Here is a 26,103-nt window from a genome sequence, read left to right as displayed (position 1 = left end):
GTTGCCCGGCATGCTAGCTTTCCTCCCTGTTTGATCACCACAACCGCGGCTTGCAGTACCTGTTCACGGCATGGCCAGCGCGGCGGATAGGGCGACGGCTTCAAGGGCAGCGGTCCGCCTTGACGCTGCCGCCTCTTCAGGCGCCTCCGCCAAAAGGACAGGTTCTGGCCGCACAGCCGCCAACGACCCGCGAGGAGAACAGATGACAGACTACGTTGATGAAGGGAAACGGAACAGTATGACAGCCACCGAGCTGCGAAACGGCGAGCAACAGCATCTGTCCAGCAGCGCCAACCCGAACCTGCCGGTCGGCACGATCCTGCTGGAAAAAGACAACCCGGACAGCCAGCGTCTGCGGGTCATTGCCGGCTCCAGCCAGGCCGGCGACGGTTCATGGCTGACCCCGGTGGAAGAGATTCAACAGGAGTTCTGCGTCAAGTATTCCTTCATAACCTTCACCCACAGCACCATTGCCGGCTCCATGAACCAGGAAGCCGCGACAAGGGAAGAAGCGATCAGCACGGTTCGCGCCTGGCTGACCATGATCTACCAGCCGGTGGAGTTCGACTACGTTACCGTCTGAGCAACGGCCTGGTGCCTCTTCCGCCAACCATGGGCAGGACATCAATTTTCTGAGCCGTCCGTTTGAACAGGGTATCCCCATGCACCGACATACACCTCTTTTCTGGATCGTGGCGCGACAGCCACGATGAAACAGATCACCCTGGCACTACGGGATTTCGCCCTGCCGTCGCCTCCCCGTGGCAGCATCGAGGCGTACTCCGGCTCCGGCCGCGCAGCCGCCCAGGGGCGGGAGATCCACGCTCGCGTTCAGAAGAGGCGCAAGAGTGATCCCTCCTACCAGGCCGAGGTGTCGGTCAACTGTCTGCTGGAGCGGGAGGGGTACGGCTTCCGTATCGATGGCCGCATGGACGGAATCTTCCGCACCGATCCGCCGCTGATCGAAGAGATCAAGTCCTCTTTCAACATCCGCGAACTCTCCCGCCGGCTGGTCGACAATCCCCTGGAGCATCCCTACTCCCTGCAGCTCTTCAGCTACGGCTACTTTCACTGGCGCGAACAGGGGGCAATCCCCCGGCTCCGTCTCCTCCTCGTCTCCACCCGTGGCAGGGAGAGTAGGGAGCTGGAGCTTGACCTGGACATCCCCCGCTTTGAGCAATGGCTGGAATCCCGCCTCAAGGAGCTGGTCAGCGAGGCCAGGCTGGCCGAGAAGCGGGCCGCCCGGCGACGGAAGGAATCCGCATCGTTTCCCTTTCCCTTCGCCACCCCTCGCTCCGGCCAGGTCGACCTGATGCGGACGATCCAGGAGGGGATGGGGGAGGGGAGGGCGATGCTGCTCCAGGCAGCCACGGGGCTGGGGAAGACCGTGGGCGTGCTCTTCCCGGTGCTGAAAGAGGCGTTCTCCCGTGGCCAGAGGGTGGTGTACGTTACCCCCAAGAACAGTCAGCACGCCGTGGCCGAGGACGCGGTCGACCGTTTTCAGCAGGCGGGCTCGAAGATCAGGTCCCTGACCATCACCGCCAAGGGGAAGATCTGCTTCAAGGACGAGCCGCTCTGCGATCCCGGTTACTGCGAGTATGCCCGGGATTACTACGAAAAACTCCACGAAAACGATATCCTGGCCATCCTGGCTCGCAAGCGGCGCCTGAAAAGCCGCACGTTCCGCCAGCTGGGTGAACAGTACCAGGTCTGTCCCTTCGAGCTGCAGCTGGACGCCAGCCGGGAGGCGGACCTGGTGATCTGCGACTACAACTATGTCTTTGCCCCCCGCTCCGCACTGGGCCGTATGACCGACATGTCCATCGACCAGGAGGGGAAGCCGAGCCTGGTGATCGACGAAGCCCACAACCTCCCCGGACGGGCCATGGAGTATTATTCGCCTGTGCTCTCGTCCCAGCACCTGGAGATGTTGCGCCATGCCATGGGAGACATTCATCCCCCCTTCAACAAGGAGGCCCAGCAACTCCTGGACGACTGCCTGGCCACCCTGACATCCTGCGGCGGTGCCGGCGGCTCCCGTCCGCTGCGCATCACCCCGCCTTTGGAGCCTTTCCTGGAGCAGGACGAGCGGCTGCGCGCCCTGCTCAACCGCTATCTGGATTCCGGTGCAGAGATGGGACGTCAGGATCCGATCCTGGGCCTCTGTTTCTCCTGGTCGGAGTTCACCCGCTTGCTGGAATACGCCGCCGATCCCGAACGCCAGGAGTTCTTCACCACCTGGCACCCCCATGGGTCCGGGGGCGCGGTAAAGATCACCTGCTGCGACGCCTCGGAAATGCTGAAGGAGTGCTACGCCGACTACGGCCAGGTGGTGGCCTTCTCGGCAACGCTCAAACCCTTCGACTACTACGCCAGGCTCTCGGGCCTTGATCCCGAATCGGTCAGGACGGCGGAATTTCCCTCCCCCTTTCCCCCCGAACTGCGCAAGCTGCTGCTCATCCCCCAGGTCTCCACCCGCTATTCCCGGCGCGAGGCCAATTATGGCAAGATCGCCGATGCGGTCAGGCGGATCGCAGGGGGGCGTCGCGGTAACTACCTGGTGTTTCTGCCCAGCTTTCCCTTCCTGGAGCGGGTGCTTGAGCTGTTCCGTCCGCCCGAGGGGTTCGTGGTGCTGCGTCAGGAGCGCGACATGAAGGCCAGACAGGTGGAGGAGGTCCTGGAACGGTTGCGTGCTGGGAACAGTCCTACCATCCTGTTCGCGGTGCAGGGCGGGTCGTTTTCCGAGGGGGTTGACTATGCCGGTGAGATGGTCATCGGCGCCTTCGTGGTCGGGCCGCCGCTGCCGAACTATGATTTTCAGCGGGAACAGATGAGGGAGTACTACCAGAAAAGGTACGGGGCAGGCTTCCCGTACGCCTACACCATACCGGCCATGGCCAGGGCAGTGCAGGCGGCCGGCAGGGTGATCCGCTCCGAGACAGACCGGGGACTGATCGTGCTGATGGACGACCGCTTCATGGATCCGGAGTATTCAAGCGCCATGCCGGCGGATTGGTTCGAGTCCGATGTGCGGGAGCTGGTGTCCGGCAGCATCCTCAAGGATGTGGAGGAATTCTGGGCGGGGACGGAATCGCGCCGGCGCCACCAGGAAGTGACTGGGGAAGCCGGATAGGCACGAGACTGTGCGGGTTCTGTTCCGAAGAACAAACAAAGTGCCCGTAGCAGCACTGTAGAGTGAAGCAGTGGGAGAGGGTAGCGAAACCAGCAACGATGTCCACAATCGGTTCGTCGATAGAGCTTAGATCGAGTGCCGCAAGAGTATTCTTCCAGTATTCGAGGTATCGTGTGTTCCCTACGAACTCCCTCGGTTTGCTAAACGTCTCCATTCGTCTTCAATCTCCTTCGCAGGCTAACGAGGCTGAGGCAGATCCGCCTTCGGCGGGTGTTGCCGATGGTTGGGCCGAGTCTTTTTGCTTTATTATATGTTGTAACATAAAAGCGTTGAGCGATTGATTTATTGTTGTTACATTAAATCTATGATCATCGAGTTCGATACCGTCAAAAGAGAAAAGACTCTGTTGGAACGTGGGCTTGATTTTGCTGATTCCGACAAAGTGTTTGCCGGTATTCACTTTGTTGTACGTGATGATCGTCTTGACTAAGGCGAGGAGCGCTTCTTTACCGTCGGCTTATTGGATGACCGAATGGTTGTAATTGTCTGGACTCCAAGAAACGACGCCCGCCGAATTATTTCTATGAGGTACGCCAATGACCGCGAAATCAGCCGTTACAAAAAACACCTTGGTTGATCCGGACGATGCTCCGGAATTGACCGATGCTTGGTTTGAAAAAGCCGACCTTATGCAAGGTTCCAAACTTGTCCGTCGGGGTCGGCCAGCTGGTCAGACCAAGGCCTTACAAACCGTTCGTTTTGATTTGGATGTCCTTGCAGCGTTCAAGGCCACCGGAAAAGGATGGCAGACTCGCATGAACGAGGCATTGCGGGAGTGGCTGAAGGAACATCCAATGAAACACGTCTGATTCATTCGCCAAATCCACGACCTTTGATAAACTTCCCGCAAAACGGGCAGGAATATATGTGCCAGAGTTCGTCGATGTACCACTCTGCAGATAACCTTAAGCATCGCGACATTTCATCTTCAATGGTTCAATGCCTGACCCCGCGATCCCCCCCTTTTATTTGTTCAACGGGGCTGAGGCTGACCGGCCAACTTTTGGGCTGGTCGTGCCGATGGTTGGGATATCTTTCACATGCTTTATAAAGTTCCCAGCCAAGCGCCATTACTCTCACGCGCAACAATTGATACGCAAATGTCTCATTTCTAAGCAAGCCGAGCCTAACAAGGTTTTCCAAAGAAACTTGAACTTCATATGAGGGATTTTCATTTTCAGAAATATGGGCATCTAAAGGGAGCACTTTTTCTGGAAGATGAATTGTTGTAACACCATCTCCAAAACCTGTAACTGACTTGCATATTATGTCTAGAATTCTGACATCATATAGAGAAAGCTCGTCCAAAATTTTTGCAAATTTCACATCAATTCTTGCTTTACAATTTGGGTCGGTTGCATTTACAAGCATGTACGCCCATTTGTCTTGTAATACGTCATTTTCTTCAAGGGATGCACTCTGTAAAATCGGAATTGCAAGCTTTGGCGGTACAGGGATGACAGGGTAATTGTAGCCTCTTTCATGTAAAACCCCTTGGGCACGCTCAATAAGTCGGACTTGGCGTTCCCAACGCATATATTTGAGTTTGTCTTCGAAAATGCCGATCCCTTGCTCCAAAGAGCCACCGATATACTTCGAAATAAATCCGCCAAATTTTTCCCCGGCCTCAATTACTTTTCCTGCCGTTTTAGCGATTTCTTGCGCTGCCTTTGCTGTTTCTTCAATTTCTGATGTCATTTATCACCTCAAAATACAACGCATGAAAGCGCAGCGGCGGCGCGGTTTTCCCACGCCGACCGCCTGACGCGCTAAGTTGGGCTGTGGGGTCAGGCATTGATGAATTGAACTTGCAGATAACCTTAATCATCGCGATATTTCATCTTCAATGGTTCAATGCCTGACCCACGATCCCTCTTATCTCATGTCGGGGGCAGAAGACCCCATATCTATTCCCGGCTTTTGTCCGTCGATTCATTCGGCGAGATACTGCCGACCAGCCGGGTAAAATAGTCGGGGATGCCGGTCTCGATGGCCATACGCCGGCCGCTGACCGGATGGGTGAACGTCAGCGATCGGGCATGGAGCGCCAGGTTTGCGCGGGCATACCGGTCCGTGCCGTATTTGCTGTCTCCCACCACGGCATTGCCCCCTTCGGACAGGTGCACCCGGATCTGGTGCTTGCGCCCGGTGAGCAGATGGATTGCCAGCAGGCTGAGGCCGCGGTTCTCCTTCATGACGACGTATTCCGTGTGGGAAAGCTTGCCCTGCGCCTGATCGGTGGTCGAATAGACCCGCATGGCGCTGTTCTCCGCCAGATAGCTGCTGATGGTGCCGCTCTTCAGTGCCAGTGTGCCGTGAACCACCGCCACGTAGTGTTTGTCCGTCTCCTGCCAATGTTCCTGCAGATAGATCTTGTTCGCTTCGCTCTTGGCCAGGATCAGGATGCCGGAGGTTTCCCGGTCCAGGCGATGGACGATATAGACCCGGTTTCGGGAACGGGGATCCCCCTTGCGGACGTAATCGTTGAGGATGGAATGGACCGTGCGCGTCTTGTCCCGGCCGGTGCCGATTGTCAGGAGTCCGCACGGTTTCTCGATGATGATGATGTCCCGGTCTTCGTACAGGACCGTAAGCCCTTTGGGGTGATGTTTAGCTGCTGACATGGCGAACTTTCTCCGGGGCCAGCGGCGGATTGGGGCCATTCTGTATTTAAATCAAAAGCTCATATCACGCAACTTCTCGAAAACATCCGAAATCACTTGAACAAGCTCATCGGCGTTCTGCTTTCATAATTTTTGCTGCGATTATCTCTTGATAGTCGTGCGTCAGTGTCTTTTGGTCAGATATTTTCAGTTGTATTTTTTATCGTCCAACGGTTCGGGAGATTGTTTTGGCTCAGCGTGAATAGGACTTTTGGTCCGTTTGTGATACACCATCACAAACGAAAGGAAGTCCATGCGAAAGAAACGTCACAATTACACCCCGGAAGAGAAGGTTGCCATCCTCAAACGCCACCTGGTCGATCACGTTGCCATATCCGACCTGTGTGATGAGTACCAGCTTCAGCCGACGATTTTCTACGGCTGGCTGAAGCAATTTTTCGAAAACGGTGCATCCGCGTTTGTCCGCGATACCGGTCGTCAAAAGCGTATTGAAGAGCAACGTATTCAACAGCTTGAAGACAAGTTGCGCCGGAAACACGAAGTGCTCTCCGAGTTGATGGAGGAGCACATCAAGTTAAAAAAAGGACTTGGGGAGCTCTGACCGGCAGCTGGGTTCCCCATGACATACGTGATGCTGTCGTTGACTACACCAGGCTATGGAGCGACAAGACCGGGATACCGCTGAAACGCTTCATATCCTGGTTGTCGGTTGCAAAGAGCAAGTTCTACGCTTGGATCGAGCGTTACGGTAAAGCTAACGAACACAACGCCCCGATTCCTCGTGATTTCTGGCTTGAGGAATGGGAGCGGGAAGCCATCATTCAGTTTGCAGTGGACAACCCGCTTGAAGGATACCGGCGACTAACCTTCATGATGCTGGATCGGGACATTGTGGCCGTCAGTCCTTCCAGCACCTGGCGTGTTCTTTCAAAAGCAGGTCTGCTCCAGAAATGGAACAAGAAGAAGAGCCTCAAGGGCACCGGCTTCGTACAGCCGCTCAAACCACATGAGCACTGGCATGTGGATGTGTCCTACATCAACATCTGCGGCACCTTCTATTATCTGTGCAGCCTTCTGGACGGATGCAGTCGCTACATCGTCCACTGGGAGATCAGGGAACAGATGACGGAAAAGGACGTGGAAATCATCATGCAGCGAGCCAAGGAGAAATTCCCCAATGCCCGACCACGAGTTATTTCCGACAACGGGCCACAGTTCATTGCCAAGGATTTCAAGGAGTTCATTCGCGTTTCCGGCATGACCCATGTAAAGACAGCACCATTCTACCCGCAGTCGAACGGCAAATTGGAACGCTTCCATGGAACCATCAAAGACGAATGCATCCGTCCCGGCGTGCCGCTTTCACTTGACGATGCCCGCAGGATGACTGAGAAATACATTGAGCACTACAACAATGTCAAGTTGCACAGCGCTATCGGCTACATTGCCCCGGCTGACAAACTGGCTGGCAGAGACCGGGAAATATTCAAAGAGCGAGACAGGAAACTGGAAGAAGCCAGAGAACTGAGAAAGCAGAAACGACAGCAAGCCTTTTCTAAAATCAATCATTCAGGGAAAGCCGACCTGCCATTAGATCAAGCGGCCTGAAAGTCCATTTCCGACTGAGGCGGGACAAGATCACCGGCGGTTTAAGGCCGGTGAATCTTCCTTGTTTGACTTATTCGTGCCAATTTGTGTTTCTACATTTTTTGATCTTGAGTGACTGTTATGAGTTGAACCCCGATCTAAATACATAGTGATATTGAAACACAAAATGCTTGCAAGAATGGCTATCCAAGCAATTCTTTCTAATTTTTTCTTAAATATTTCATATATTGCCACTCCAACTGCAATTGGAGACAATAGTAAACAAACAAAAAAATACAGACTCCCAATAATTATAGCTTTCCAAGCAACTTTATCAGTCCTCACGGAATAAATTGCATACATCGCTGTTACCATTGAAATCAAAGGAAAAAATACGCTGGCAAAACCGGTAAAAGCTTTAATAAATATATACGGTAGTATGAGCAAGATAAATGAACCATCTGGGGGCCTCAAAGACGGCAGACTGGCCAGGTGATAAAGACCGAACCCAATCCAACCAGAAATTGCTATGGCCAGTGAGACAATATCTATTCTCATTCTTTATTCCTTTAATTTGTTGAGACCAACGGGGCCGCGGTTGAACCGCGACCGAAGGGAGTCGTGTTCGAACCGCGTGTTGGACCTTTACTTTGACTTTCTACAGTTCGATTGGGCTACCAGGTTGTCTGCCTCTTCGGAAATGGTAGCTTGCGGAATTCCCAAGGATTTAGCCGCTATGGAAATAAATTCCATATTCATTCTTGCGTCCGTCGCCATGTAAGAGGCGGGTGCATCCAAGATTACGAGCTTAGCCCACGATTGTGCCTCTGCGAGTGATTTTCCAGTGGTGGCAGAAAGAAGACTTACCGTTGCAAAATCACTCATTGCATATTTGTCACAGGCCAAGGCAGCTGACTTCAGCAACCCCTCACCCGCCACAACCCCCTCTTTAGTTCCCGCTGCATATTGCCTGTCGGCCAGCTCTGCATTTGCACGTGGACTTCCGCTTGTCGCTGTAAATCGCTCAGGCGAGGCGTTAGCTTTCGGTTCCTTTTGCGCTGGGAGTTTTGCAGTTGCGGCTTCCAAAGCTTTTTCTGGAATCCGCGATTTTCTGGCAACCAAACGTATTGTTTCTGCTTGCCTCATTGCACTTTGACCGGCAACAGATTGTTCGTCGACAACCCTCTGTGCATGTCGCGACAGCCTATAGGCCTCAATAATAGAATTTTTTGTCCTCTCTTTGACGAGCAAAAGAATGCTCATCGAGCGCATGGCATCAGAATTACCCGCTTGAGCAGCACGCCGCAGCCACACCTCGCCCTGTGCGTGGTCCTTGTTAACTTCATCACCAGTAAAGTATTTGGTAGCTAGGGTCATCTGCGCAAACCCATATCCGCCTTCTCCTGACTTTACAAGTTCAGCGAATGCTTTCTTCTTTGTATTCGCATCATTGGAGCTTCTGTCATCCGAATAAAGGTGGTACCATGCTTCTGCATCCCCGAGACTTGCAAGCTTTTCGGTCCAAACTCTTGCCATTTTAGGATCTTCGACGCAGAACATGTAGTGACTTTCGATGAGGCGAGCTGCATTCAGATCGCCTTTTTCAGCCTTAGCTGTGAGTTCTTTGATTTCTTTATCAGACAGGCAAGTTCCGGTATTGTAAGTATTGCACCCCCCGAGAAGCAGGACAATAAACAACAAGATGTAAAGAGGCATCTTCTCTTTTGTCATTTCAATTCTTCATTCAGGTACAACGTGTTATTGATGAGTTTCCCTATATAAGAAACTTGTTTCCTATATAGGCGATAAGTTTCATGTATAAGAAGCCAGCCGGTTACCTGTATCGGCAACTTACACCTTTTTCCTCCCGGCCAGATCTTCATCGAAAATCCTCTTCTCCAGCTCCGTACCCTTGATCTTTCCATATGGTACCAGCCATACCCTTGCATCAGGATCCCATTTCGCCCGCAACCCCCGGAGCTTTTCCCGCAATTCAGTTTCTTCGTACCCGACCGTCAGTGGCACCAGCTCGTTGTCGCAATACCGAAATGGTGGCTGCCATGGGCGTTCTTCGACGATGATTTCCACGGTCTTCAACCTGATGCGGCGCTTTTCATCGTAACGGTATCTTACACACAGAAGCCTGTCCCCATACTGCTCCACCAGCCTCTTGGACCCCTTTTGTCCCGGCTTGACGTGGCAGTACGATTTCATGTCCTTCAGCATGATCCCTCCCGCATCCACGCACAAAAAAGCCGCTCCACCAGTGACCACACTGACAAAACGGCTCAACTAAACCAAGCACTGCCTCTCAAATTGTCCCTCCAGGACCACATGCTAACAAGTTTTCATAAACTACACTTCATGGCGAGGTGAGTCAAGGGCAACCAGCGGTCAAGGGTGGGGTGGAGAAAGGGGAGGGGGGCTATGCCTCGCCATCCCTTTTTATGGCCGCCGTGATCCTGCCCCCGCCCAGCACCTCGTCATCTTGGTAGAAGACAACCGACTGCCCCGGCGTGACCGCCTTGAGCGGCTCGTGAAAGAGAACCCGGCACGCTCCCCCTTGCAGCAGGGTGACCCGGCAGGCTACCGGCTGGTGGCGGTAGCGGATCTTGCAGCTGGCCTCGAACTCCTCCTTCCCCGGCGCGATGATCCAGCCCACCTCCTCTGCCTTGAGACCCTGGGCGTACACGTGCGGCTCCTCACCCACCACGACCAGCTTCCGTGCCGCGTCGATCTCCACCACGTAGAGCGGCTCGCTCCAGGCGATGCCCAGCCCCTTGCGCTGGCCGATGGTGTAACGGTGAGTGCCCCGATGCCGTCCCAGCAACCTGCCATTCACATGAACGATATCCCCCGTCTCCCCGCCCAGTGCGCAATTCTCTTCAAGATAGGACACATAGTCGTCGTTGGGGATGAAGCAGACCTCCTGGCTGTCCCCCTTCTCCGCCACCGGCAGCCCGAAACGGTGCGCCAGGTCGCGCACCTCATCCTTGCTGCCGATGTCGCCCAGGGGAAAGACGACACGCGCCAGACGTTCCTGGGAGAGGGTGTGCAGGAAGTAGGTCTGGTCCTTGCGCAGATTGGCTGCCACGCGCAGGTGGCGTGTTCCGTCCGGGTCGATGCTGGTGCGGGCGTAGTGCCCGGTGGCCAGCAGATCGGCTCCCCGTTCGCGGGCCGCATCCAGCAGCAGGCCGAACTTGACGAAGCGGTTGCAGCGCACACAGGGGTTGGGGGTCTGGCCGGAGCGATACTGGGAGATAAAATCGTTGATGATTAGCTGGCGGAAGTCGTGCTCCAGATCCAGCAGGTGGTGCGTGATTCCCAGATGAGCGGCAACCACAGCCGCGTCATGGGCTGGTGTTCCCGCGCCCTGGCAGGAGGGGGCGAAGAATTGCATGGTAATGCCGATGATCTCGTGCCCCTGCTCCTTGAGCAGGGCCGCTGCAACCGACGAATCAACTCCGCCACTCATGGCAACGGCAATCTTCATAGGGGCTCCTTTAGTCGTGTCGAACACTATCAACAGCCGGAATCCGGCTGCATGTGAAACTTTATGGGTACAACTAAAGCGTGGAGATGCTAGAATGAGCAACGCGTACGGAGCCGGCATGCCGTGACTGTCCGGTGCCGGGAAGCAACCCTGTGACCAGCTGCGCTGCCGCACGTACAGCGTTGTATTCCTCTAGGAGTCTGTCGGGCTTGACCTCAGGGGCGCCCTCTTTTGTGGCCAAGCCGATTAAAAAAGTTCCGTATGTGTTCGTCTTCCCACCGGCAACCTGGTTAATTCAGCCCTTTCAGCGATGACTGCGGTTATTACAGGCTGATTTTCGCTATTTCTCATTCTATCCGGCCAAGACATGCAGCCGTTTGATGTTGTAGGCCATGCAGACGAGGTTCCATTCGCCTTTTACTGCTTCAAAGCCACGAAGAAGAAAGCTTCTGAATCCCATGACCGCCTTGATGATGCCGAAGACCGGTTCCGAGGTGACTTTTCGCTGGGCGTAGATCGCCTTGCCGGAAGGTGTCTTCAGGCGATGCTTCATTCTGGCCACGGAATCGGCATCTTCGGGTAACGGCGGCGGTTCGGCAAAGCGCTCCATCAGTGGCACGTTGTGACTCTGCCGGTCTACGGCAATGTAGGGAGTTATCCCGTTCTCCTCACAGGCAGTTACATTGGTTTCGCTGAAGTAGCCACTGTCAGCTACCAGATCGGTTGCCTTGCCAAGCTTCTCAGGCAGCGCCGCCAGGTTCTCCAGGGTCGGTGTCAGCTCCTGTTTGTCATTGGGATTCTGGGTAACATGGGCCGAAACGATGAGCTTTGATGCTGTATCCACACCGGCCTGGGCGTTGTAAGTCTGCTCGAATCCGCCACCGGAGGTCGGCATGATCCGCGACTCTTCATCGGTCAGATTGACCTGATCTTTGGCAGTGGGGCCGGATTTGGGCGGTTTCGGCTCTTTCCCCTTGGCCTTCTTGCCCGTTGCCTGCTCCTTCTTGGCCCGTTCGGCGACTTTCTTCTCATAAGCGGCCTGTTCACGAGCATGGCGCTCAGCGGCTCGTTTTTCGATCTCGACCTTGGCTGCGGCAATGGCGGAAAGACGCTTTTCCCGACGTTCCAGTTCTTCGGGGATGTTCATGCCGTCCGGAATATCGGCACGGTCCGCTGCCTCGGCCTTTTTGAGCAGTTCGCCAACCTCAGCCTTGATCTGCTCTTCAAGCTTGCAGGCATGCTCATAGCTCAGCGCCTTGTGCTTGGAGGCGTTCGCCTTGATTTTGCTGCCATCCAAACTAACGTTGCCCAGTTTCAGCACCTCCATCTGATGAGCGATCAGCAGAATCTGGGCAAACAGCTTGTTCAGTTGCGGCAGAAAACGCCGGCGGAAGGTGGCAATGGTATCGTGGTCAGGATGACTGTTTGCCGCTATGAACCGGAATGCCACGGAGTCGTAGGTGCTGCGCTCAAGCTTCCGGCTGGAGAATACGCCTGTCGCATAACCGTAAAACAACAATGCTACCAGCATCTCAGGGTTATAGGGCTGCGAGCCTCGGCCGGCATAGGTAGCTTTCAAAGAGCGCAGGTCGAGCTGTTCGACAATTTCGACCACAAACCGGGCCAAGTGCTTTTCTGGTAGCCAATCCTGCAGCGATGGCGGGAGCAGATAGGGTGTTTCCCGGTCAACTTCAATAAACTTTGATTTCATAGTCAACCCCGATACCTAACCAGTTGATATTACCGGACAAATATACGGGATACACCAAGAAAACGCAAGCTAAAGCTGACGACTTATTCAATAAATACAGCAGGTTAACCAATTGAAAACGCCCTGGAGATGACGGCTGAATGCGTTAAGCCCGACAGACTCCTAGCCAGGTAACGCGGTAAAGCGGGAACGGAGAGAGCCTTTTCCCCATACAAGGAGCAAACAGAGATGATCAAGAGCAGATTCGACCATGAACTGGCGAAGAAGATCGTCAGGGCGGTGCCCCTGTTTGCCGGTTTCAGCGACCAGCAGCTTTCATCCCTGCTGGAGAAATCCAGCGTCTACGCATATGACAGGGATGAGGTCATCATGATGGCCGGCGAAGAGGCCCGGCAGATGTACATCGTCCTCAAGGGACAGGTCAGGGTGGTGGATCTCACTGCTGACGGCCAGGAACGGGTCATGGCCTTCCGCCATCGCGGCGATTGCTTCGGCGACGTGGGGCTGCTGGACGGAAAGAGCGATTCCGCCACGGTGATCGCCAACGAACCGTGCCGGGTGCTCCTGATTTCAAAAGCCGTGTTTGACGCATGTTTTCTGGAGGAGAGGGATGCACTGCTGCAGGTCATCGCGGTGCTCTGCGGCCGTCTGCGCGAGAGTTGGCTGTTTCACTGCATCATAGGAATCAACGACGCCGAGTCCAAGATCAGGGCAACCCTGTCCCATTACAGCAAGACCTTGGGTGTGCGGGACACCGATGGCGTAATCATCAACGCCACCCTGTCGCATCAGAGCATCGCCGACCGCGTCCACATCACCCGCGAAACCGTCAGCCGCGTGCTGCGCAAGATGCGCAACAAGCATGAGATCGAAATGGTGGGCCGCCGCTTCAAACTGCTTCCCCTGTTCTTCGAAACCTATGAGAAGAGCGACCTGTTCAGGGCGCTCAAGGCCGATCTTGACAACCATCTGGAGCTATAACATTCTCCGGATGACCAGTATCAGAAGAGTTCCACCTCTCCCGTCCTGATGTCTGACTCCTCAACCAGTCCGTCTCTGAGCAGCTTTTCGAAAAAACAGACTTGGTTACGACCGTTCTTCTTTGCATGGTACAGTGCCTTGTCGGCATGATCGAGCAGGGTTGCCGTAAAAATGCTGGCGTCCATTTTCGCAACCCCGATGCTGATGGTCACCTGCCCGATCTGGGGAAAGATGTGTTCCTCCACCGCCCTGCGGAAGCGTTCAAAGGCCTGTTCGGCCTGATCTTCGTGGGCCGCGCGGATGATGATAACGAACTCCTCACCTCCAAAACGGAACAGGTAGTCGCTTTCCCTGAAGTGACCCTGCATGAGTTGTGATATCAGCAGGAGCACCTCGTCTCCGTACAGATGCCCCCAAGAGTCGTTGATCCGCTTGAAATTGTCCAGATCCGCCATTCCCACCCAGAAACCCCTGCTGCGGGATGGGCTGTCCGCCCGTCGTTCCACCGGGACAGGATCCGTGGAAGGGGGAAGCTGGAAGTAAATCTTGTTGACAACCTCGTCGAAGGTCTTCCTGTTGGCCAGGCCGGTCAACTGGTCACGTTGAGCCTCGTGGAGGACGGCAAAGAAATTGCGGTAGACCCCCAGAAGGCCGTTTATCATGTAGGCGTCCAGTTTGCCTATTTCGTTGGCGGTTATGGTCACGAGAAAAACATCCTGCGATTTTGTCTGCAGAATGTTCCAGACGGCGAGTAGCCTGAGGGGATCGAGCCGCCGGTTGAAGGGTTGTTTCGTCCTCCGTACGAGTTCGATTGCCGCCATGATCTCGTCCGGCATGCAGATGTCGTCGTGAATGATCTCATACTGCTCATGCTTCAGGCTCAGCTGGTAGCAGGGGTGCCCGTTCCTGTCCAGTTTGATGATCATCAGTTCCTGCGGTCGCACAAATTCCACCAGGGTCTTCAGCAGGCTGAATTCCATGAGCTCCACATCGTGTATGGCCGTCATGCTGACGAGCTTGTCCAGAAGCCGAGGGGCATTTGTCATAGGAAGTTTCCTGACGCTGACGGGATAGTTTTGATTAATTTTTAGTAAGATGCCCATCAAGCGCAATACGGGAATGCGCGCGGCCAGCGGGTCAGAGACTGCGCAGAAGTGATGGTGTGGAACCTACTCCTCCCCCAGGATGATCCGCACCACCTGGTTGGCCTGGTGTCCGGCGGCGATGGCGACCCGCGGGGCCATCAGGCCGCTCCCCGGACCGGCCTCGGATACTGAGTCGCCCACCAGGTAGAGCCTTCGGGAAACCCGTCTGGTGGTTATATCGTTGTTGGAGCCATAACCGGCCACCCCCGAGGCTGCCACCACGGTGACGCCGGCCAGGGAGCTTAACAGGCTGTCCACCAGCATGGCCTTCATGTCGGCCCGGTCAAAAGCCTCCACCACGATGGTACAGGGGGCGAAGATGACGGGTATGTTCTCCGGGGTGAGCAACAGCTGGTGGCGCTCCACCCTGACATACGGGTTGATGCGGCGCAGGTTGTCATCCAGGGCATCCACCTTGAACATACCAAGTTGGTCTATGAAGTACTGCTGACGGTTCAGGTTGGATGGCTCCACCAGGTCGAAGTCGGCGATAACCAGCCTGCCAACACCCACCCGCGCCAGGGCCACCGCCACAGCCGAACCCAGCCCGCCCACTCCCGCGATCCCCACGCAGGCACCCTTCAGGCGTCCATGCACGCCGGGGGTGTGACGGGACGCCATCAGCCACTCCAGCTCTTCCTCGTTCGGCTGCTCACCCCGTTTGATCAGGAATACCGCATCCCCATCGTTGATCTGCGTATCATCCTCGGCAGGAAAGCCGTTCAGGATCAGGACGTCGGCACCCGGTCGGCGCTGCTTGGCCAGCATTGCCAGGGTGAGCCCGTCGTCCACCATGATGGTTTTTTCGTTCAGCCGTATCTGTATCAATTTCTCAAAATTCCTGTTTTTTAACTAGATATCTGCTGTTACTTCGCGTGTTACTGCTTCTGGATCACCTCTCGCCATGGCCGACAGCGAATACCCTAGACCCCATCGAAGAGCGGGGTGGAGAGGTAGCGTTCCGCCAGGTCGGGCAGGATCACCACAATGGTTTTTCCGGCAAATTCATCCAGACTGGCCAATCTGACCGCCGCGGCAGCTGCCGCCCCTGACGAGATACCCACCAGCATCCCCTCCTCCCTGGCCAGTCGCCGAGCAAAGTCGACGGCCTCTCCGCTCTCCACCAGCTCCACCCGGTCGATGATGGAGAGGTCGAGGGTTTCGGGGATGAAGCCGGCGCCGATTCCCTGGATTTTGTGCAGGCCGGGTTGCAGTGGCCGGCCAGCCAGTTGTTGGGTGATGACCGGGCTCTCCTGCGGCTCCACGGCCACGGAGACGATCTGCTTGCCCCTGCTGTTCTTTATGTAGCGGGAGATACCGGAGATGGTGCCCCCGGTTCCCACGCCGGACACCAGCACGTCGATGGCGCCGTCAGTGTCATCCCATATCTCCGGCCCGGTGGTTTTCTCGTGAATGGCCGGGTTGGCCGGATTCTTGAACTGCTGGGGGAGGAAGTAACGCTCGGGATCGGATGCGGCCAACTCTTCGGCGCGCCGGATGGCTCCCTTCATCCCCTCGTTGCCCGGCGTCAGGATCAGGTTGGCTCCCAGGGCCGCCACCACTCGGCGGCGCTCCACGCTCATGGTTTCCGGCATGGTCAGGGTCAGGTTGTAGCCGCGGGCGGCGGCCACATAGGCCAGGGCAATGCCGGTATTGCCGCTGGTCGGTTCCACAATCTCCATGCCCGGTTTGAGGATGCCGCGCTCTTCGGCGTCCCAGATCATGTTGGCGCCGATGCGGCACTTGATGGAATAGGCCGGATTACGCCCCTCCATTTTAGCCAGCACAATGCCCCTGGCCCCATCCGTGACACGATTGAGCCTGACCAGCGGGGTGTTTCCGATGGATTGCGAGTTGTCCGAGAATATGCGACTCATACTGCCTCTCCTTTTCTAGCCACAGCCGCGTGAAATATCATCGCGAATGCGCTGTAGTACCCTTGTAGGGTACGGTTCTGTTTTTGTCAAAAAATATGTATCGATCATACCGGATTACTCTTGAATATGCTGTCCATCTCCGCGATCAGATCGTCCGGGTCCTCCAGTCCCACGGAGAGGCGCACCAGGGTGTCCGTGATCCCCTTGCGCCTGCGCTCCTCCGGCGGAACCGCCGCATGGGACATCCTGGCGGGGTAGGAGATGATGCTCTCCACCCCTCCCAGGCTGACGGCAAAGGCGGACAGCCGGGACTGCTCCAGCAGGCGCCGGGTGGTCTCCAACGAATCCAGCTCGAAGGAGAAGACCGCCCCCGCTCCATCGGTCTGGCTGCGCTGGATGGCATAGCCGGGATGGTCGGCGAGGCCGGGGTAGTGGATCCTGGTGACCCGCTGCTGACTCCCCAGCCAGTCCACGATGGCGGCGGCACTCTTCTGGCTCTGGTCCATCCTGACCTTGAGGGTTTTCAGTCCCCGCAGGGTCAGGAAACAGTCCTGGGGGCCGGGTATCGCGCCGAAGCCGTTCTGGATGAAGCGGATGCGCTCCCCCAGTTCGCTGTCCTTCACCACCGCTAGGCCGCAGATGACGTCGCTGTGGCCGTTTATGAACTTGGTGGCGCTGTGCAGGACGATATCGCAGCCCAGCTCCAGGGGACGCTGCAGGTAGGGGGTCATGAAGGTGTTGTCCACCAGGGTGACGATGCCGCGGTCACGGGCCAGTTCCGCCACCCCCCGCAGGTCGGTGACCTTGAGCAACGGGTTTGAGGGGGTTTCCAGGTAGATCCCCCTGGTTTCAGGCTTGATTGCCGCCTCTATCGCCTCCAGGCTGGTTGCATCCACGAAGGTGGAGTGGATGCCGAGGCGGCTGAAGATCTGGGTCAGCACCCGATAGGCCCCGCCGTAGACGTCATCGCAGACCACCAGATGGTCGCCGGGGGAGAAGATCAGCAGGGTGGAGGAGATGGCCGCCATGCCCGAGCTGAAGGCGAAACCGCGGTTGCCTCCCTCCAGGGCGGCAACCGCCTCTTCCAGTGCCTCACGGGTGGGGTTGTCGGAGCGGGCATAGTCGTACTTGCCGAACTGGTCCAGCGACTGCTGGCGATAGGTGGAGGTCTGGTAGATCGGTACCCCCAGGGCTCCGGTGAGCGGGTCATGGGTCTGTCCGCTGTGGATCAGTTTTGTGGAAAACTTCATACGGTTGTCTCCCTCTTGTTGAATGCCTGGTTCAGGTCGTCGATCAGATCGTCAACATTCTCGATGCCCACCGAAAGGCGCAGCAGCACGTCGTTGATGCCCAGTCGGGCACGCAGTTCCGGCGGAATGTCCGCATGGGTCTGCCCCTCGGGGAAGGTCATCAGAGTTTCCACCCCACCCAGGCTTTCGGCAAAGGAGATCAGCTGGGTCCTGAGCAGGAGCTGCTCCACCAGGCTGTGGCTTTCGACCTCGAAGGCGATCATGGCGCCGAAGCCCCGGGCATGGCGCCTGATCAGATCATGATCGGGGTGCTCCTCCAGGCCGGGGTAATGGACCCTGGTGACCTGGGGGTGCCGTTGCAGCCAGCGGGCGATCTTCAGGGCGTTTTCCTGCTGCCGGTCAAGGCGCACCCCCAGAGTCTTCATGCCGCGGATCACCAGCCAGGAGTCCTGTGGTCCCAGCACGGCCCCGGCCGAGTTCTGGTGGAAGTAGACCTGTTCGGCCAACTGCGGATCCCTGACAACCGCCAGGCCGGCCACCGTGTCGTTGTGGCCCGACAGATACTTGGTGGCACTGTAGACGGTGATGTCGGCCCCACGTTCCAGGGGACGCAGCAGGTAGGGGGTCAGGAAGGTGTTGTCGGCGATCAGCAGCAGTCCCCGCTCGTGGCAGATGGTGGAGAGGGCAGGGATGTCGGCGAATTTAAGCAGCGGGTTGGTGAGCGTCTCCACGAACAGCGCCTTGGTGGAAGGGGTTATGGCCGCCAGCACCTCCTCCCTGTCGGTGGTATCCACATAGCTGAAGGAGAGGCCGAAGCGGGTGAAGATCCTGTCGAACAGGCGACAGGTTCCGCCGTACAGGTCTTCGGTGACCACCAGGTGATCCCCCTCCTGAAAGAGCAGCAGCAGGCTGGTGATGGCCGCCATGCCCGAGGAAAAGGCGAAGCCCCTGGAGCCGCCGTCCATGCGGGCGATGCCCTGCTCCAGCGCCAGGCGGGTGGGGTTGCCCGAGCGGCTGTAGTCGAAGCCGGTGCTCTGGCCAAGCCCCGGATGCCGGAAGGTGGCTGACTGGTAGATGGGGATCGAGAGCGCCCCTGTTCGCGTGTCCCACTCCAGTCCGGTCTGGACCGCCTGCGTATCGATGTTCATGGTGAAAACCTCCCCATAATAAAAAATCCCCTTCCGGGGAGGAAGAGGACCGCTATGCCGCTCTCTTCCTTATCTCCCGGAATCATACGATTCCGCTAGAATTGGCACCTTGCCCTTGGGGCAGGTTGCCGCGACGTCACCGGGCTAGTCCCTCGGTCGCTCTTGATAAGAAACTATGTTTTTGCTTGTTTACATATTACGTTTGGAATGGATACCATTTAACGATTATTGCTGTCAACAATAATTTCGACAACAAAAGTAAAAAACTCGCCAACAAACTTGACCTGCCTGTGCGGGTAGTGGTGCGCTAATCCTTGTGCAGGGTTATGGCGACGATGAACCAGCTGTCGTCGGTCATGAACCGGAGGGTTATGGAGTCCTGCGCCGTGCCGGTGGACACGTCATAGTCGGAGCCGGTGACCACCGAAGGGGTGGAAATGCGGGTGTCGGCGCCGCAACGGGTCAGGTGCTGCTTGAAGGAACCGGCAACCATGTTGGCGATCTCACCCAGGGCGTCGCTCACATCCTCGCTCATCTCCTCCACATCCATCCCCAGCATGCTGGAGGTGATCTGCAAGGCCAGGGCTTTTGGAGTGTGGACGTTGACCATGCCGCTGTAGGTGCCGGCCAGTCCGATCATGGCGGTAACACAATCCTCGAAATGGGTCATGGGTTCGATCAGGGAGGGGAGGTGGAGCAGGTCTTCCATTCCCACCATGGTGCTGAACACTTCCCTGATGTCGGCGATGAGCAGTTTTACCAGTTCATCTTCCGTGAGTTGAATGGACTCCAGAACTTTTTCGATGAATGACATGCCGTTCCCCCTGATTTTATGAATTGATCGTGCAGCGATCCTGTTGCGGAAAGGTAGCATACCAGCCGTGAAAAAATCCATAGTTTGCGGGCGGGGAAGGCGCCGGTTCCCCCTCCGCGGCTAGCGATCTTCGCAGCGTGCACACGTCCCGGACAGCATTGCCACCCGTGCTTGAGTTTTATACCACCCACGCAGAATCTTGTCACTTACTGACAAAGGATTCAGTATCCCTGCCTCGTACATGCTCCTTGACTTTGATACCTTCTCTGCTATAAACACTAATTTCAGTACAATGAACCTTAATTAATGACTAACCACATCTCATGTGCCTGTTCTTCCCAATAAACTCAGTAATTTCCGGTTAGGTCTTTGCATGTCGTCGTTTTTTCTTTAAAAGTTTGTTTTTGTGGGATTTTTGCTGTGTTCGCATCCGTTTTTGCTCTAGTTCTTCTGCTGCCTCATTGGCGATTTGGTTGCGTAATTCCCGTACCCGAGTGATGCTGACTGGTTCGTTGTGCTGCTCCCGGCAGTAAATAGCAAGAAGCAGATAGGTTATAAGGCCGCCAAGAAGCTGGACCATCAGCCCGTACTTGCTCCTGGCGATCAGGTGGTACACCTTGAGATGGCGTTTCCACCAGCCAAAGAAGGTCTCGATGTTCCAGCGGAGCTTATAGACTTCGGCGACTTGTTCAGCGGTCAGGTCGTACCTGTTGGTAGCGATCCAGTAATCTTTACCGTCAACACGGTAACCAACAAGGCGCAGTTCTTTCTCAGTCTGGTTTACGCCTTTGGTGCCGAGCATTACGATCCGGTCATAGAAGATAATACTGTCAGGATTGACGGCATTCTCTCTGATGACTATCTTGATCGTATTCTCCCTGATACGACAGACAAAGAACTTCTCGGCGGCCTGCCACTTGTCAAAGTGGTCATGGGACTGATACCCGCGATCCATAACGCCGGTTTCGCCTTTGTCGATGATCTTGTCAACAAAGGGGCGCTCACCCTCTTTACCGTCGCTGAGGTATATCTTCCTGGGAATGCCCCGGTTGATATCGAAGCCGACATGAGCCTTGGCCTTCTTTGAGCCGCTTCGGTAATCAGCCCATTCCATGGACAGCACAGCATCAATCAAAGAGCCATCTATGGATACCAGGTTGCCAAGGTGAGCGTATTCGGCCGGAAGCACTTTGCCTGCTTGCTTGACCAGATGTCCGAATACCTCACTTAGCTGCTCAAGGCCACGGTTATTGATCGCCTCGAAGAAGGCGCTCTTTTTGATCCCCTTGGGGGGAGCAACGCACTCCTTGGCAAAGTCATTCTGTTCCAGAGCCTGCAGCAGTTCGCTCCCGGAAGAAAACTCTTCAAGGTGATAGAAAATCAGGGCCTTTAGCTGATCATCAAAGGTCATTTGCAACGGGCGGTACCCCCTGGATTCAAGTTGTTTATCGGACTTGAATCTCTCAAAAACCGGGGTAAGAAGCAATTTGAAAGCACGTGCTTTTCGTCGTTGTTTCAGTCGCTTGAAAGGTCGCATGTCGTAACTCGTGTAATATTAAGTAGTTACGATGGTGGCCCGCCAATTTTTTACTAAAAGTCAAGCAAAAAAAATGTGGCATCACGCTGATTTTGTTACTTTTTTACATTCTCAAAGAACCATGCAAAGACCTAACCGGACGACGCTGCAATAAACTGCCACTATTGATTGGAAAGGAGCGAAAAATGGTTTCAACCAGTTACCCGGGTGTCTATGTGCAGGAGGTCTCCAGCGGTGTTCGCACGATTGCGGGGGTGGGAACATCCATTGCTCTGTTCCTGGGTCGCACCGGGATGGGTGAGCTGAATCGGCTGGTACAGTGTCTCAGCTACGAGGATTACACGAGAGCCTTTGGCGCCGAATACGCCGGGAGCGACATGGCGCGCGCGGTCAAGCTCTTCTTCAGCAATGGGGGTACCACCTGCGCCGCGATGCGCATCGCCAAGGGAGCCAACGCCTCCACCCTGACGCTGCTGAACGAGGCAAAGGGCGCCTCCCTGAGGGTTGAAGCCAGGTCGGCCGGTTCCTTTGGAGACGATATCCGGCTGGCAGTCTCCTACAACACCCTCACCCCGGAGGCGACCTTCAACCTGGAGCTCTTCCGCTGGCAAAAGAGCTCCAGCGGTGTTCAGCAGAAAACCATGGCCGAGAGCTATGCCGGCCTGTCCATGGATCCCCGCCATCCCCGCTACGTGGTGGACATGATCAACCAATCCTCCGCCCTGATCAGGGTCAGCTCCCTGGCCGGCACACCGGCCGCCAGTGGCTACTCCCAGTCCGGTTACGCCGTATCGGCCCGCACCGACACCATAGCGCGCATCCAGTGGAGCTCGCTGATCGGCAAAAACGCAGCCGTAAACCGCTTCCGCATCGCCGTGGACGGCAATGCGCCGGTGGAGGTGGATCTCTCCTCCATCGACTTCAGCGTGGCGCCGCTGGACACCCCTTCGGGCTGCGCCGCGAACCTGCCTCTGGCCATCGCCCAGCTGATCAACGACAAACTGCCTGCCGGCTGTTCGGTCACGGCAAGCATGCAGGCCGGGCCGGCCGGACCGACGGGCCAGGATAATCTTGCTACCCAGTACCTGCGCATCGCCTCGGCCAACGGCGACGTGCGTATCGAGTCATCCTTTGGCGCCGACCTGGCTGCCCCGCTGATGCTGGGAACCGCAAACGGCGGCTTAGAGTCGTCACGCTACGGCGATAGCCGCCCGGCACCCACCGGTTACGTGATGAAACTGGCCGACGTGGCGGCATTCGCCGCAATGCGCCAGGATTCGTTCAACAAACTGCGCGTGGACGCCGGTTTCGAGATAGACCTGTCCGTTGCTCCCTTCAAGATCGCCACCAGCCCCGCCAGCATCACCGAGGCGCGCATGTATCAGGATGCCAGCGCCAGCGACCAGAACGACGGACGCCGGGGACTGCGCGAGAAACTGGCCATCATTGCCGCCGCCATCAACGCCAAACGCATAACCGATTCTTCATTCTGTTACGGCGCGGAACTGTGGGGAGATCGTCTGGCGATCATCCCCCTGTCCGGAAGCGACAACCTGAAACCGGTGGTGGCGCGCCTGAACGGAGGCGCGGTGGTTGCCCCCCCCCTGAAGGCTGACACCAGTGTCAACGTGCGCCATTACGCCCTGGGCAGCGTGGGCGCCAGCCCCTACCAGGCCGGAGGGACGGCAGGGAATCCCGGAATTGCCCCCCAGGCCGCGGAGTACGAGGCAGCCTATTCGGTGATCGACCGTGAACTGGACCTGTTCAACCTGCTGGTGCTCCCCCAGGATGCCGATCACAGCGAGGCCGACACGCGCAAGCTGTGGGGACCGGCCTCCGTCTTCTGCCAGAAGCGGAGGGCGTTTCTGCTCATGGACCCGCCTGCTTCCTGGACCGACGCCCAGAAGGCCGTGGACACCGCCACGGGGGTTAATTCGCTGCGCATCGGCCTGGTCAAGGATCACGCCGCCGTCTTCTACCCCAACCTGAAGATGGATGAGAACGGCAGGGAGATCATGGTGGGGCCCTGCGGGGCCATTGCCGGAGTCATGGCGCGCATCGATGCCACGCGCGGCGTCTGGAAGGCGCCCGCCGGAACCGAGGCCGACCTGCGCGGTGTTACCGGCGTGCAGCACCGCTTCTCCGACGGCGAGAACGGCGTACTGAACCCCCGGGCGATCAACACCATCCGCGTCTTTCCCAACGGCATCGTCAGCTGGGGGGCTCGCACCATGGACGGTGACGATGCATTCGGTTCCGAGTACAAGTACCTGCCGGTCCGCCGTCTGGCGCTCTTCCTGGAGGAGAGCCTCTACCGGGGCCTGAAGTGGGCCGTGTTCGAGCCCAACGACGAACCGCTCTGGTCCCAGATCCGCCTCAACGTCGGCGCGTTCATGCACAACCAGTTCCGGCAGGGCGCCTTCCAGGGCGCCACCCCCCGGGAGGCGTACTTCGTGAAGTGCGATGCCAGCACCACCACCCAGAATGACCGCAACCTGGGCATCGTCAACATCATGGTCGGATTCGCGCCGCTCAAACCGGCTGAGTTCGTCGTACTCTACCTGCAGCAGATGGCCGGTCAAATTCAGGTCTAGGGCCTGTGTACCTGTAAACAAGGAGAAAAGTCCATGGCTCAGTTTCCCGTCAATACGCACCGTTTCGATCCCTACAAGAACATGAAGTTCCGGATCAAGTGGGATGGCCGCTATGTGGCCGGCGTCTCCAAGATCTCGGCCCTGAAGCGCTCCACCGAGGTGGTCACTCACCGCGAGGGGGGTGACCCCAGCACCTCGCGCCACTCCCCCTCGCTCTGGAAATTCGAGCCGATCACCCTGGAACGCGGCCTGACCCATGACCCGGAGTTCGAGGCCTGGGCCAACCTGGTCTATTCCACCCAGGGGGATATGGCCATCTCCCTGAAGAACTTCCGCAAGGACCTGATCATCGAACTGCTCAACGAGCAGGGCAAGGTGGCCAAGGCCTACAAGGTCTATCGCTGCTGGGTCTCGGAGTATCAGGGGCTGCCGGAACTGGACGCTAACGGCCACGCCATCGCCATCGAGCACATGGTGGTGCAGAACGAGGGGTGGGAGCGCGACACCGATGTGCCCGAACCGACCGAGACATGACCCCCTAGGGGGTGAGCGCCATGGAAACTGAACGGGTCAGGCTGCGCTTCACACAGGCGGGGGAGGGGACGGCCCAGGTCATGGCCCTGCGCGAACCGAGCGGCCGGGACGAACTGGCCCTGAATGGTGTGGACACTTCTTCCGCCCTGCAGCTGATCGACCGGCTGCTGAGGGGTTCCCCATCCCGGTCGGCAGTGCTCACCGCCGCGGGTATCTGCGCCGCCGACCGGGATGCCCTGCTGGCCGCCCTGCACCGCCTCTGCTGGGGGGACCGCATCCTGTCGACCCTGACCTGCAGCGACTGCGGCGAGCGCTTCGACCTCTCCTTTCAGCTTTCCACCCTGCAGCGGGAACTGTACGCCTCGCAAGGTGATCTGCCCCGTTGGCGGCTGCCGTTGGGAGAGGACGAGCTCTCCTGTTGCGAGAACCGTTCCCTGGAGGAGGGCGCCCGTGTACTGGCCCATGCCTGCGGCGCATCCTCCGGAGAGCTGGAGCAGGCGGCAACGGCCCTGGAAAGGGCAGCACCTATCCTGGACGTGGACCTGAACGCCAACTGCCCGGAGTGCGGCCACGAACAGCTGGCCCACTTCGACCTGCAGTCCTTCCTGTTACAGCGCCTGCTGGCCGAGCGGGAATCACTGCTGGACGAGGTGCACCTGCTGGCCGAGCAGTACGGCTGGTCCCTGCGCGAGATCCTCAGCCTGACACGTTCCGCGCGCCGCAGCCTGGTCCGGCGCATCCGGGACAGGAGAAGATCATGAACTACTTCCAGCGCCTTGCCCTGCGCGCCCTGCGGCAACCCGAATCCCGCGCCACGGGGATCCTGGACGACCCCTTTGAAACAGTGGCCTCCTGGGATCTGGACCAGAGGGCTTTGCCGGGAACCGCTGATGCAGCCCCTGATCCTGTCCGGGAGGTGCATGGTTCCCGACAGCGGGAAGCGGCGCCCCCCTCCCGGGAGGGGAACAGGCCCGTGAACGGGGGAGAGATTCCCGGGCACATCGTGTCATCCCTCTCCTTTCCTACGGATGTCCCCCCCGCTCAGCAGCGAAGAACCCAACGCCAGGAGCGGCCAGTGCCGGCCGAGGGAGCGGATGAGCGTATGGTAGCGGGAGATCCCCCCTCCCTGGCCGAATCTCTCCAGCCGAGCGCCAGTGACGTCCTTGCGGCGGAGACCAGCCAGGCGCTGGCACGGGCCGATGCGTTCATGCGCTCCCTGCAGGGAGCGCTCCCGCCCCCTGCATCAACTCTGCCGGAGACGGTCGCGGATCTGAGCGTTCTGGCTGGCCAGCATCCGTTGCCGATGGCAGCCGATGGGGCCATGCGTCCATCGGCGGTTGCGCGTCGACTCAGCCAGGAGGTCACTCCACCATCTTCAATTCCCCTGGACGGACCCAGGGGACGGAGTGCGCAGACGCAGGTCGCGGCCGATGGCCTGGGGGAGGGGGGAGTTATCACCGGGAAGACTCCATCGGCAAGCATACCCCCGGCACACATCACCACCGCGCAGCCACCAGGCCCGGTGGTGATCGTTCATTCGACGGAGCAGCGGGGCAGCGGGGAACACCTCGGCCTGGGAGCTCCCCGTTTCGGCCTCGGCCAACTGTGAGGTAGC

At 57.4% G+C, this 26,103-nt stretch carries 24 protein-coding genes, 1 pseudogene and 1 riboswitch; of the genes and pseudogenes, 11 read left to right on the top strand and 14 right to left on the bottom strand.

Going from position 1 to position 26,103, the window contains the following annotated elements:
* Positions 1-202: 202 nt before the first annotated feature.
* The 4 genes and pseudogenes from PPRO_RS09195 (at position 203) to PPRO_RS09185 (ending at position 4,002) form a co-directional block, all read left to right on the top strand.
* Entirely contained in the window at positions 203-583 is a 381-nt protein-coding gene (locus PPRO_RS09195) for a hypothetical protein (protein ID WP_011735736.1), read from the top strand.
* Between the two features lie 126 nt (positions 584-709).
* Entirely contained in the window at positions 710-3,133 is a 2,424-nt protein-coding gene (locus PPRO_RS09190) for an ATP-dependent DNA helicase (RefSeq protein ID WP_011735735.1), read from the top strand.
* A gap of 364 nt (positions 3,134-3,497) precedes the next feature.
* Positions 3,498-3,770 (top strand): annotated as a pseudogene (locus PPRO_RS21845) (BrnT family toxin).
* Positions 3,730-4,002, top strand: a complete 273-nt coding sequence (locus PPRO_RS09185) for a BrnA antitoxin family protein (protein ID WP_011735733.1) — start codon at positions 3,730-3,732, stop codon at positions 4,000-4,002. The pseudogene PPRO_RS21845 and the gene PPRO_RS09185 overlap by 41 nt, the downstream one beginning before the upstream one ends.
* A 127-nt stretch (positions 4,003-4,129) precedes the next feature.
* Here PPRO_RS09185 and PPRO_RS19480 read toward each other — a convergent pair whose 3' ends face one another.
* Positions 4,130-4,891, bottom strand: a complete 762-nt coding sequence (locus PPRO_RS19480; RefSeq protein ID WP_011735732.1) for an Abi-alpha family protein — start codon at positions 4,889-4,891, stop codon at positions 4,130-4,132.
* A 209-nt stretch (positions 4,892-5,100) separates the two neighbouring features.
* On the bottom strand, positions 5,101-5,817 hold the full coding sequence (locus tag PPRO_RS09175) for an RluA family pseudouridine synthase (protein ID WP_011735731.1): 717 nt from the start codon (positions 5,815-5,817) through the stop codon (positions 5,101-5,103).
* A 292-nt stretch (positions 5,818-6,109) separates the two neighbouring features.
* Between PPRO_RS09175 and PPRO_RS09170 the strand changes: the two genes are divergently transcribed.
* On the top strand, positions 6,110-6,418 hold the full coding sequence (locus tag PPRO_RS09170; protein ID WP_011735730.1) for a transposase: 309 nt from the start codon (positions 6,110-6,112) through the stop codon (positions 6,416-6,418).
* 101 nt (positions 6,419-6,519) lie between these two features.
* The gene (locus tag PPRO_RS09165) at positions 6,520-7,425 is read left to right on the top strand and encodes an IS3 family transposase (protein ID WP_011735729.1); all 906 of its coding nucleotides are present in this window, start codon (positions 6,520-6,522) and stop codon (positions 7,423-7,425) included.
* A 30-nt stretch (positions 7,426-7,455) separates the two neighbouring features.
* On the opposite strand, the gene PPRO_RS20865 is transcribed toward PPRO_RS09165, so the two are convergent.
* The 5 genes from PPRO_RS20865 to PPRO_RS09145 all read right to left on the bottom strand — a co-directional run bounded on the left by PPRO_RS20865 (position 7,456) and on the right by PPRO_RS09145 (position 12,608).
* Positions 7,456-7,962, bottom strand: coding sequence for a hypothetical protein (locus PPRO_RS20865; RefSeq protein ID WP_011735728.1), 507 nt, complete (start codon positions 7,960-7,962; stop codon positions 7,456-7,458).
* Positions 7,963-8,049: 87 nt separating this feature from the next.
* Positions 8,050-9,135 (bottom strand): tetratricopeptide repeat protein, encoded by a 1,086-nt coding sequence (locus PPRO_RS09160; RefSeq protein ID WP_011735727.1) that lies wholly within the window; start codon positions 9,133-9,135, stop codon positions 8,050-8,052.
* A gap of 120 nt (positions 9,136-9,255) precedes the next feature.
* Positions 9,256-9,630, bottom strand: a complete 375-nt coding sequence (locus PPRO_RS09155; RefSeq protein ID WP_157039973.1) for a hypothetical protein — start codon at positions 9,628-9,630, stop codon at positions 9,256-9,258.
* Between the two features lie 199 nt (positions 9,631-9,829).
* The gene (gene mnmA / locus PPRO_RS09150; RefSeq protein ID WP_011735725.1) at positions 9,830-10,897 is read right to left on the bottom strand and encodes a tRNA 2-thiouridine(34) synthase MnmA; all 1,068 of its coding nucleotides are present in this window, start codon (positions 10,895-10,897) and stop codon (positions 9,830-9,832) included.
* Positions 10,898-11,249: 352 nt separating this feature from the next.
* On the bottom strand, positions 11,250-12,608 hold the full coding sequence (locus PPRO_RS09145) for an IS1182 family transposase (protein WP_011733975.1): 1,359 nt from the start codon (positions 12,606-12,608) through the stop codon (positions 11,250-11,252).
* Between the two features lie 228 nt (positions 12,609-12,836).
* Here PPRO_RS09145 and PPRO_RS09140 point away from each other — a divergent pair, with 228 nt between their 5' ends.
* The gene (locus PPRO_RS09140) at positions 12,837-13,589 is read left to right on the top strand and encodes a Crp/Fnr family transcriptional regulator (RefSeq protein ID WP_011735724.1); all 753 of its coding nucleotides are present in this window, start codon (positions 12,837-12,839) and stop codon (positions 13,587-13,589) included.
* Between the two features lie 20 nt (positions 13,590-13,609).
* Here PPRO_RS09140 and PPRO_RS09135 read toward each other — a convergent pair whose 3' ends face one another.
* The 7 genes from PPRO_RS09135 to PPRO_RS09105 all read right to left on the bottom strand — a co-directional run bounded on the left by PPRO_RS09135 (position 13,610) and on the right by PPRO_RS09105 (position 21,360).
* The gene (locus tag PPRO_RS09135; protein WP_011735723.1) at positions 13,610-14,635 is read right to left on the bottom strand and encodes a GGDEF domain-containing protein; all 1,026 of its coding nucleotides are present in this window, start codon (positions 14,633-14,635) and stop codon (positions 13,610-13,612) included.
* A gap of 123 nt (positions 14,636-14,758) precedes the next feature.
* A complete protein-coding gene (gene thiF, locus PPRO_RS09130; protein ID WP_011735722.1) occupies positions 14,759-15,562 on the bottom strand; it encodes a sulfur carrier protein ThiS adenylyltransferase ThiF in 804 nt (267 codons plus the stop codon).
* A 95-nt stretch (positions 15,563-15,657) separates the two neighbouring features.
* Positions 15,658-16,611, bottom strand: a complete 954-nt coding sequence (gene cysK / locus PPRO_RS09125) for a cysteine synthase A (protein WP_011735721.1) — start codon at positions 16,609-16,611, stop codon at positions 15,658-15,660.
* A 104-nt stretch (positions 16,612-16,715) separates the two neighbouring features.
* On the bottom strand, positions 16,716-17,861 hold the full coding sequence (locus PPRO_RS09120; protein ID WP_011735720.1) for a trans-sulfuration enzyme family protein: 1,146 nt from the start codon (positions 17,859-17,861) through the stop codon (positions 16,716-16,718).
* Positions 17,858-19,009, bottom strand: a complete 1,152-nt coding sequence (locus PPRO_RS09115) for a trans-sulfuration enzyme family protein (RefSeq protein WP_011735719.1) — start codon at positions 19,007-19,009, stop codon at positions 17,858-17,860. Before PPRO_RS09115 ends, PPRO_RS09120 begins: the two co-directional genes overlap by 4 nt.
* Before the next feature lie 66 nt (positions 19,010-19,075).
* Positions 19,076-19,181: riboswitch (SAM riboswitch) on the bottom strand.
* A gap of 135 nt (positions 19,182-19,316) precedes the next feature.
* Complete coding sequence (locus PPRO_RS09110) at positions 19,317-19,823, bottom strand: chemotaxis protein CheX (RefSeq protein WP_011735718.1); 507 nt, start codon at positions 19,821-19,823, stop codon at positions 19,317-19,319.
* A 361-nt stretch (positions 19,824-20,184) separates the two neighbouring features.
* Positions 20,185-21,360, bottom strand: a complete 1,176-nt coding sequence (locus PPRO_RS09105; protein ID WP_011735659.1) for an IS4-like element ISPepr3 family transposase — start codon at positions 21,358-21,360, stop codon at positions 20,185-20,187.
* A gap of 185 nt (positions 21,361-21,545) precedes the next feature.
* Here PPRO_RS09105 and PPRO_RS19475 point away from each other — a divergent pair, with 185 nt between their 5' ends.
* The 4 genes from PPRO_RS19475 to PPRO_RS09085 are packed head-to-tail and all read left to right on the top strand — an operon-like array spanning position 21,546 to position 26,097.
* Positions 21,546-23,954 carry a phage tail sheath family protein gene (locus PPRO_RS19475; protein WP_011735716.1) on the top strand — a complete coding sequence of 803 codons (2,409 nt, stop codon included), beginning with the start codon at positions 21,546-21,548 and terminating at the stop codon, positions 23,952-23,954.
* A gap of 33 nt (positions 23,955-23,987) precedes the next feature.
* Positions 23,988-24,488 (top strand): phage tail protein, encoded by a 501-nt coding sequence (locus PPRO_RS09095; protein ID WP_011735715.1) that lies wholly within the window; start codon positions 23,988-23,990, stop codon positions 24,486-24,488.
* 20 nt (positions 24,489-24,508) lie between these two features.
* Positions 24,509-25,249: a hypothetical protein gene (locus PPRO_RS19470; protein WP_011735714.1), complete on the top strand. Its 741-nt coding sequence runs from the start codon at positions 24,509-24,511 to the stop codon at positions 25,247-25,249.
* Positions 25,246-26,097: a hypothetical protein gene (locus PPRO_RS09085; protein ID WP_011735713.1), complete on the top strand. Its 852-nt coding sequence runs from the start codon at positions 25,246-25,248 to the stop codon at positions 26,095-26,097. Before PPRO_RS19470 ends, PPRO_RS09085 begins: the two co-directional genes overlap by 4 nt.
* Positions 26,098-26,103 lie beyond the last annotated feature (6 nt).

The organism is Pelobacter propionicus DSM 2379, from assembly GCF_000015045.1.
Taxonomy (GTDB): Bacteria; Desulfobacterota; Desulfuromonadia; order Geobacterales; family Pseudopelobacteraceae; genus Pseudopelobacter; species Pseudopelobacter propionicus.
The sequence above is the reverse complement of the archived record's forward strand: the minus strand, read 5'-3'. Positions and strand labels throughout refer to the sequence as shown.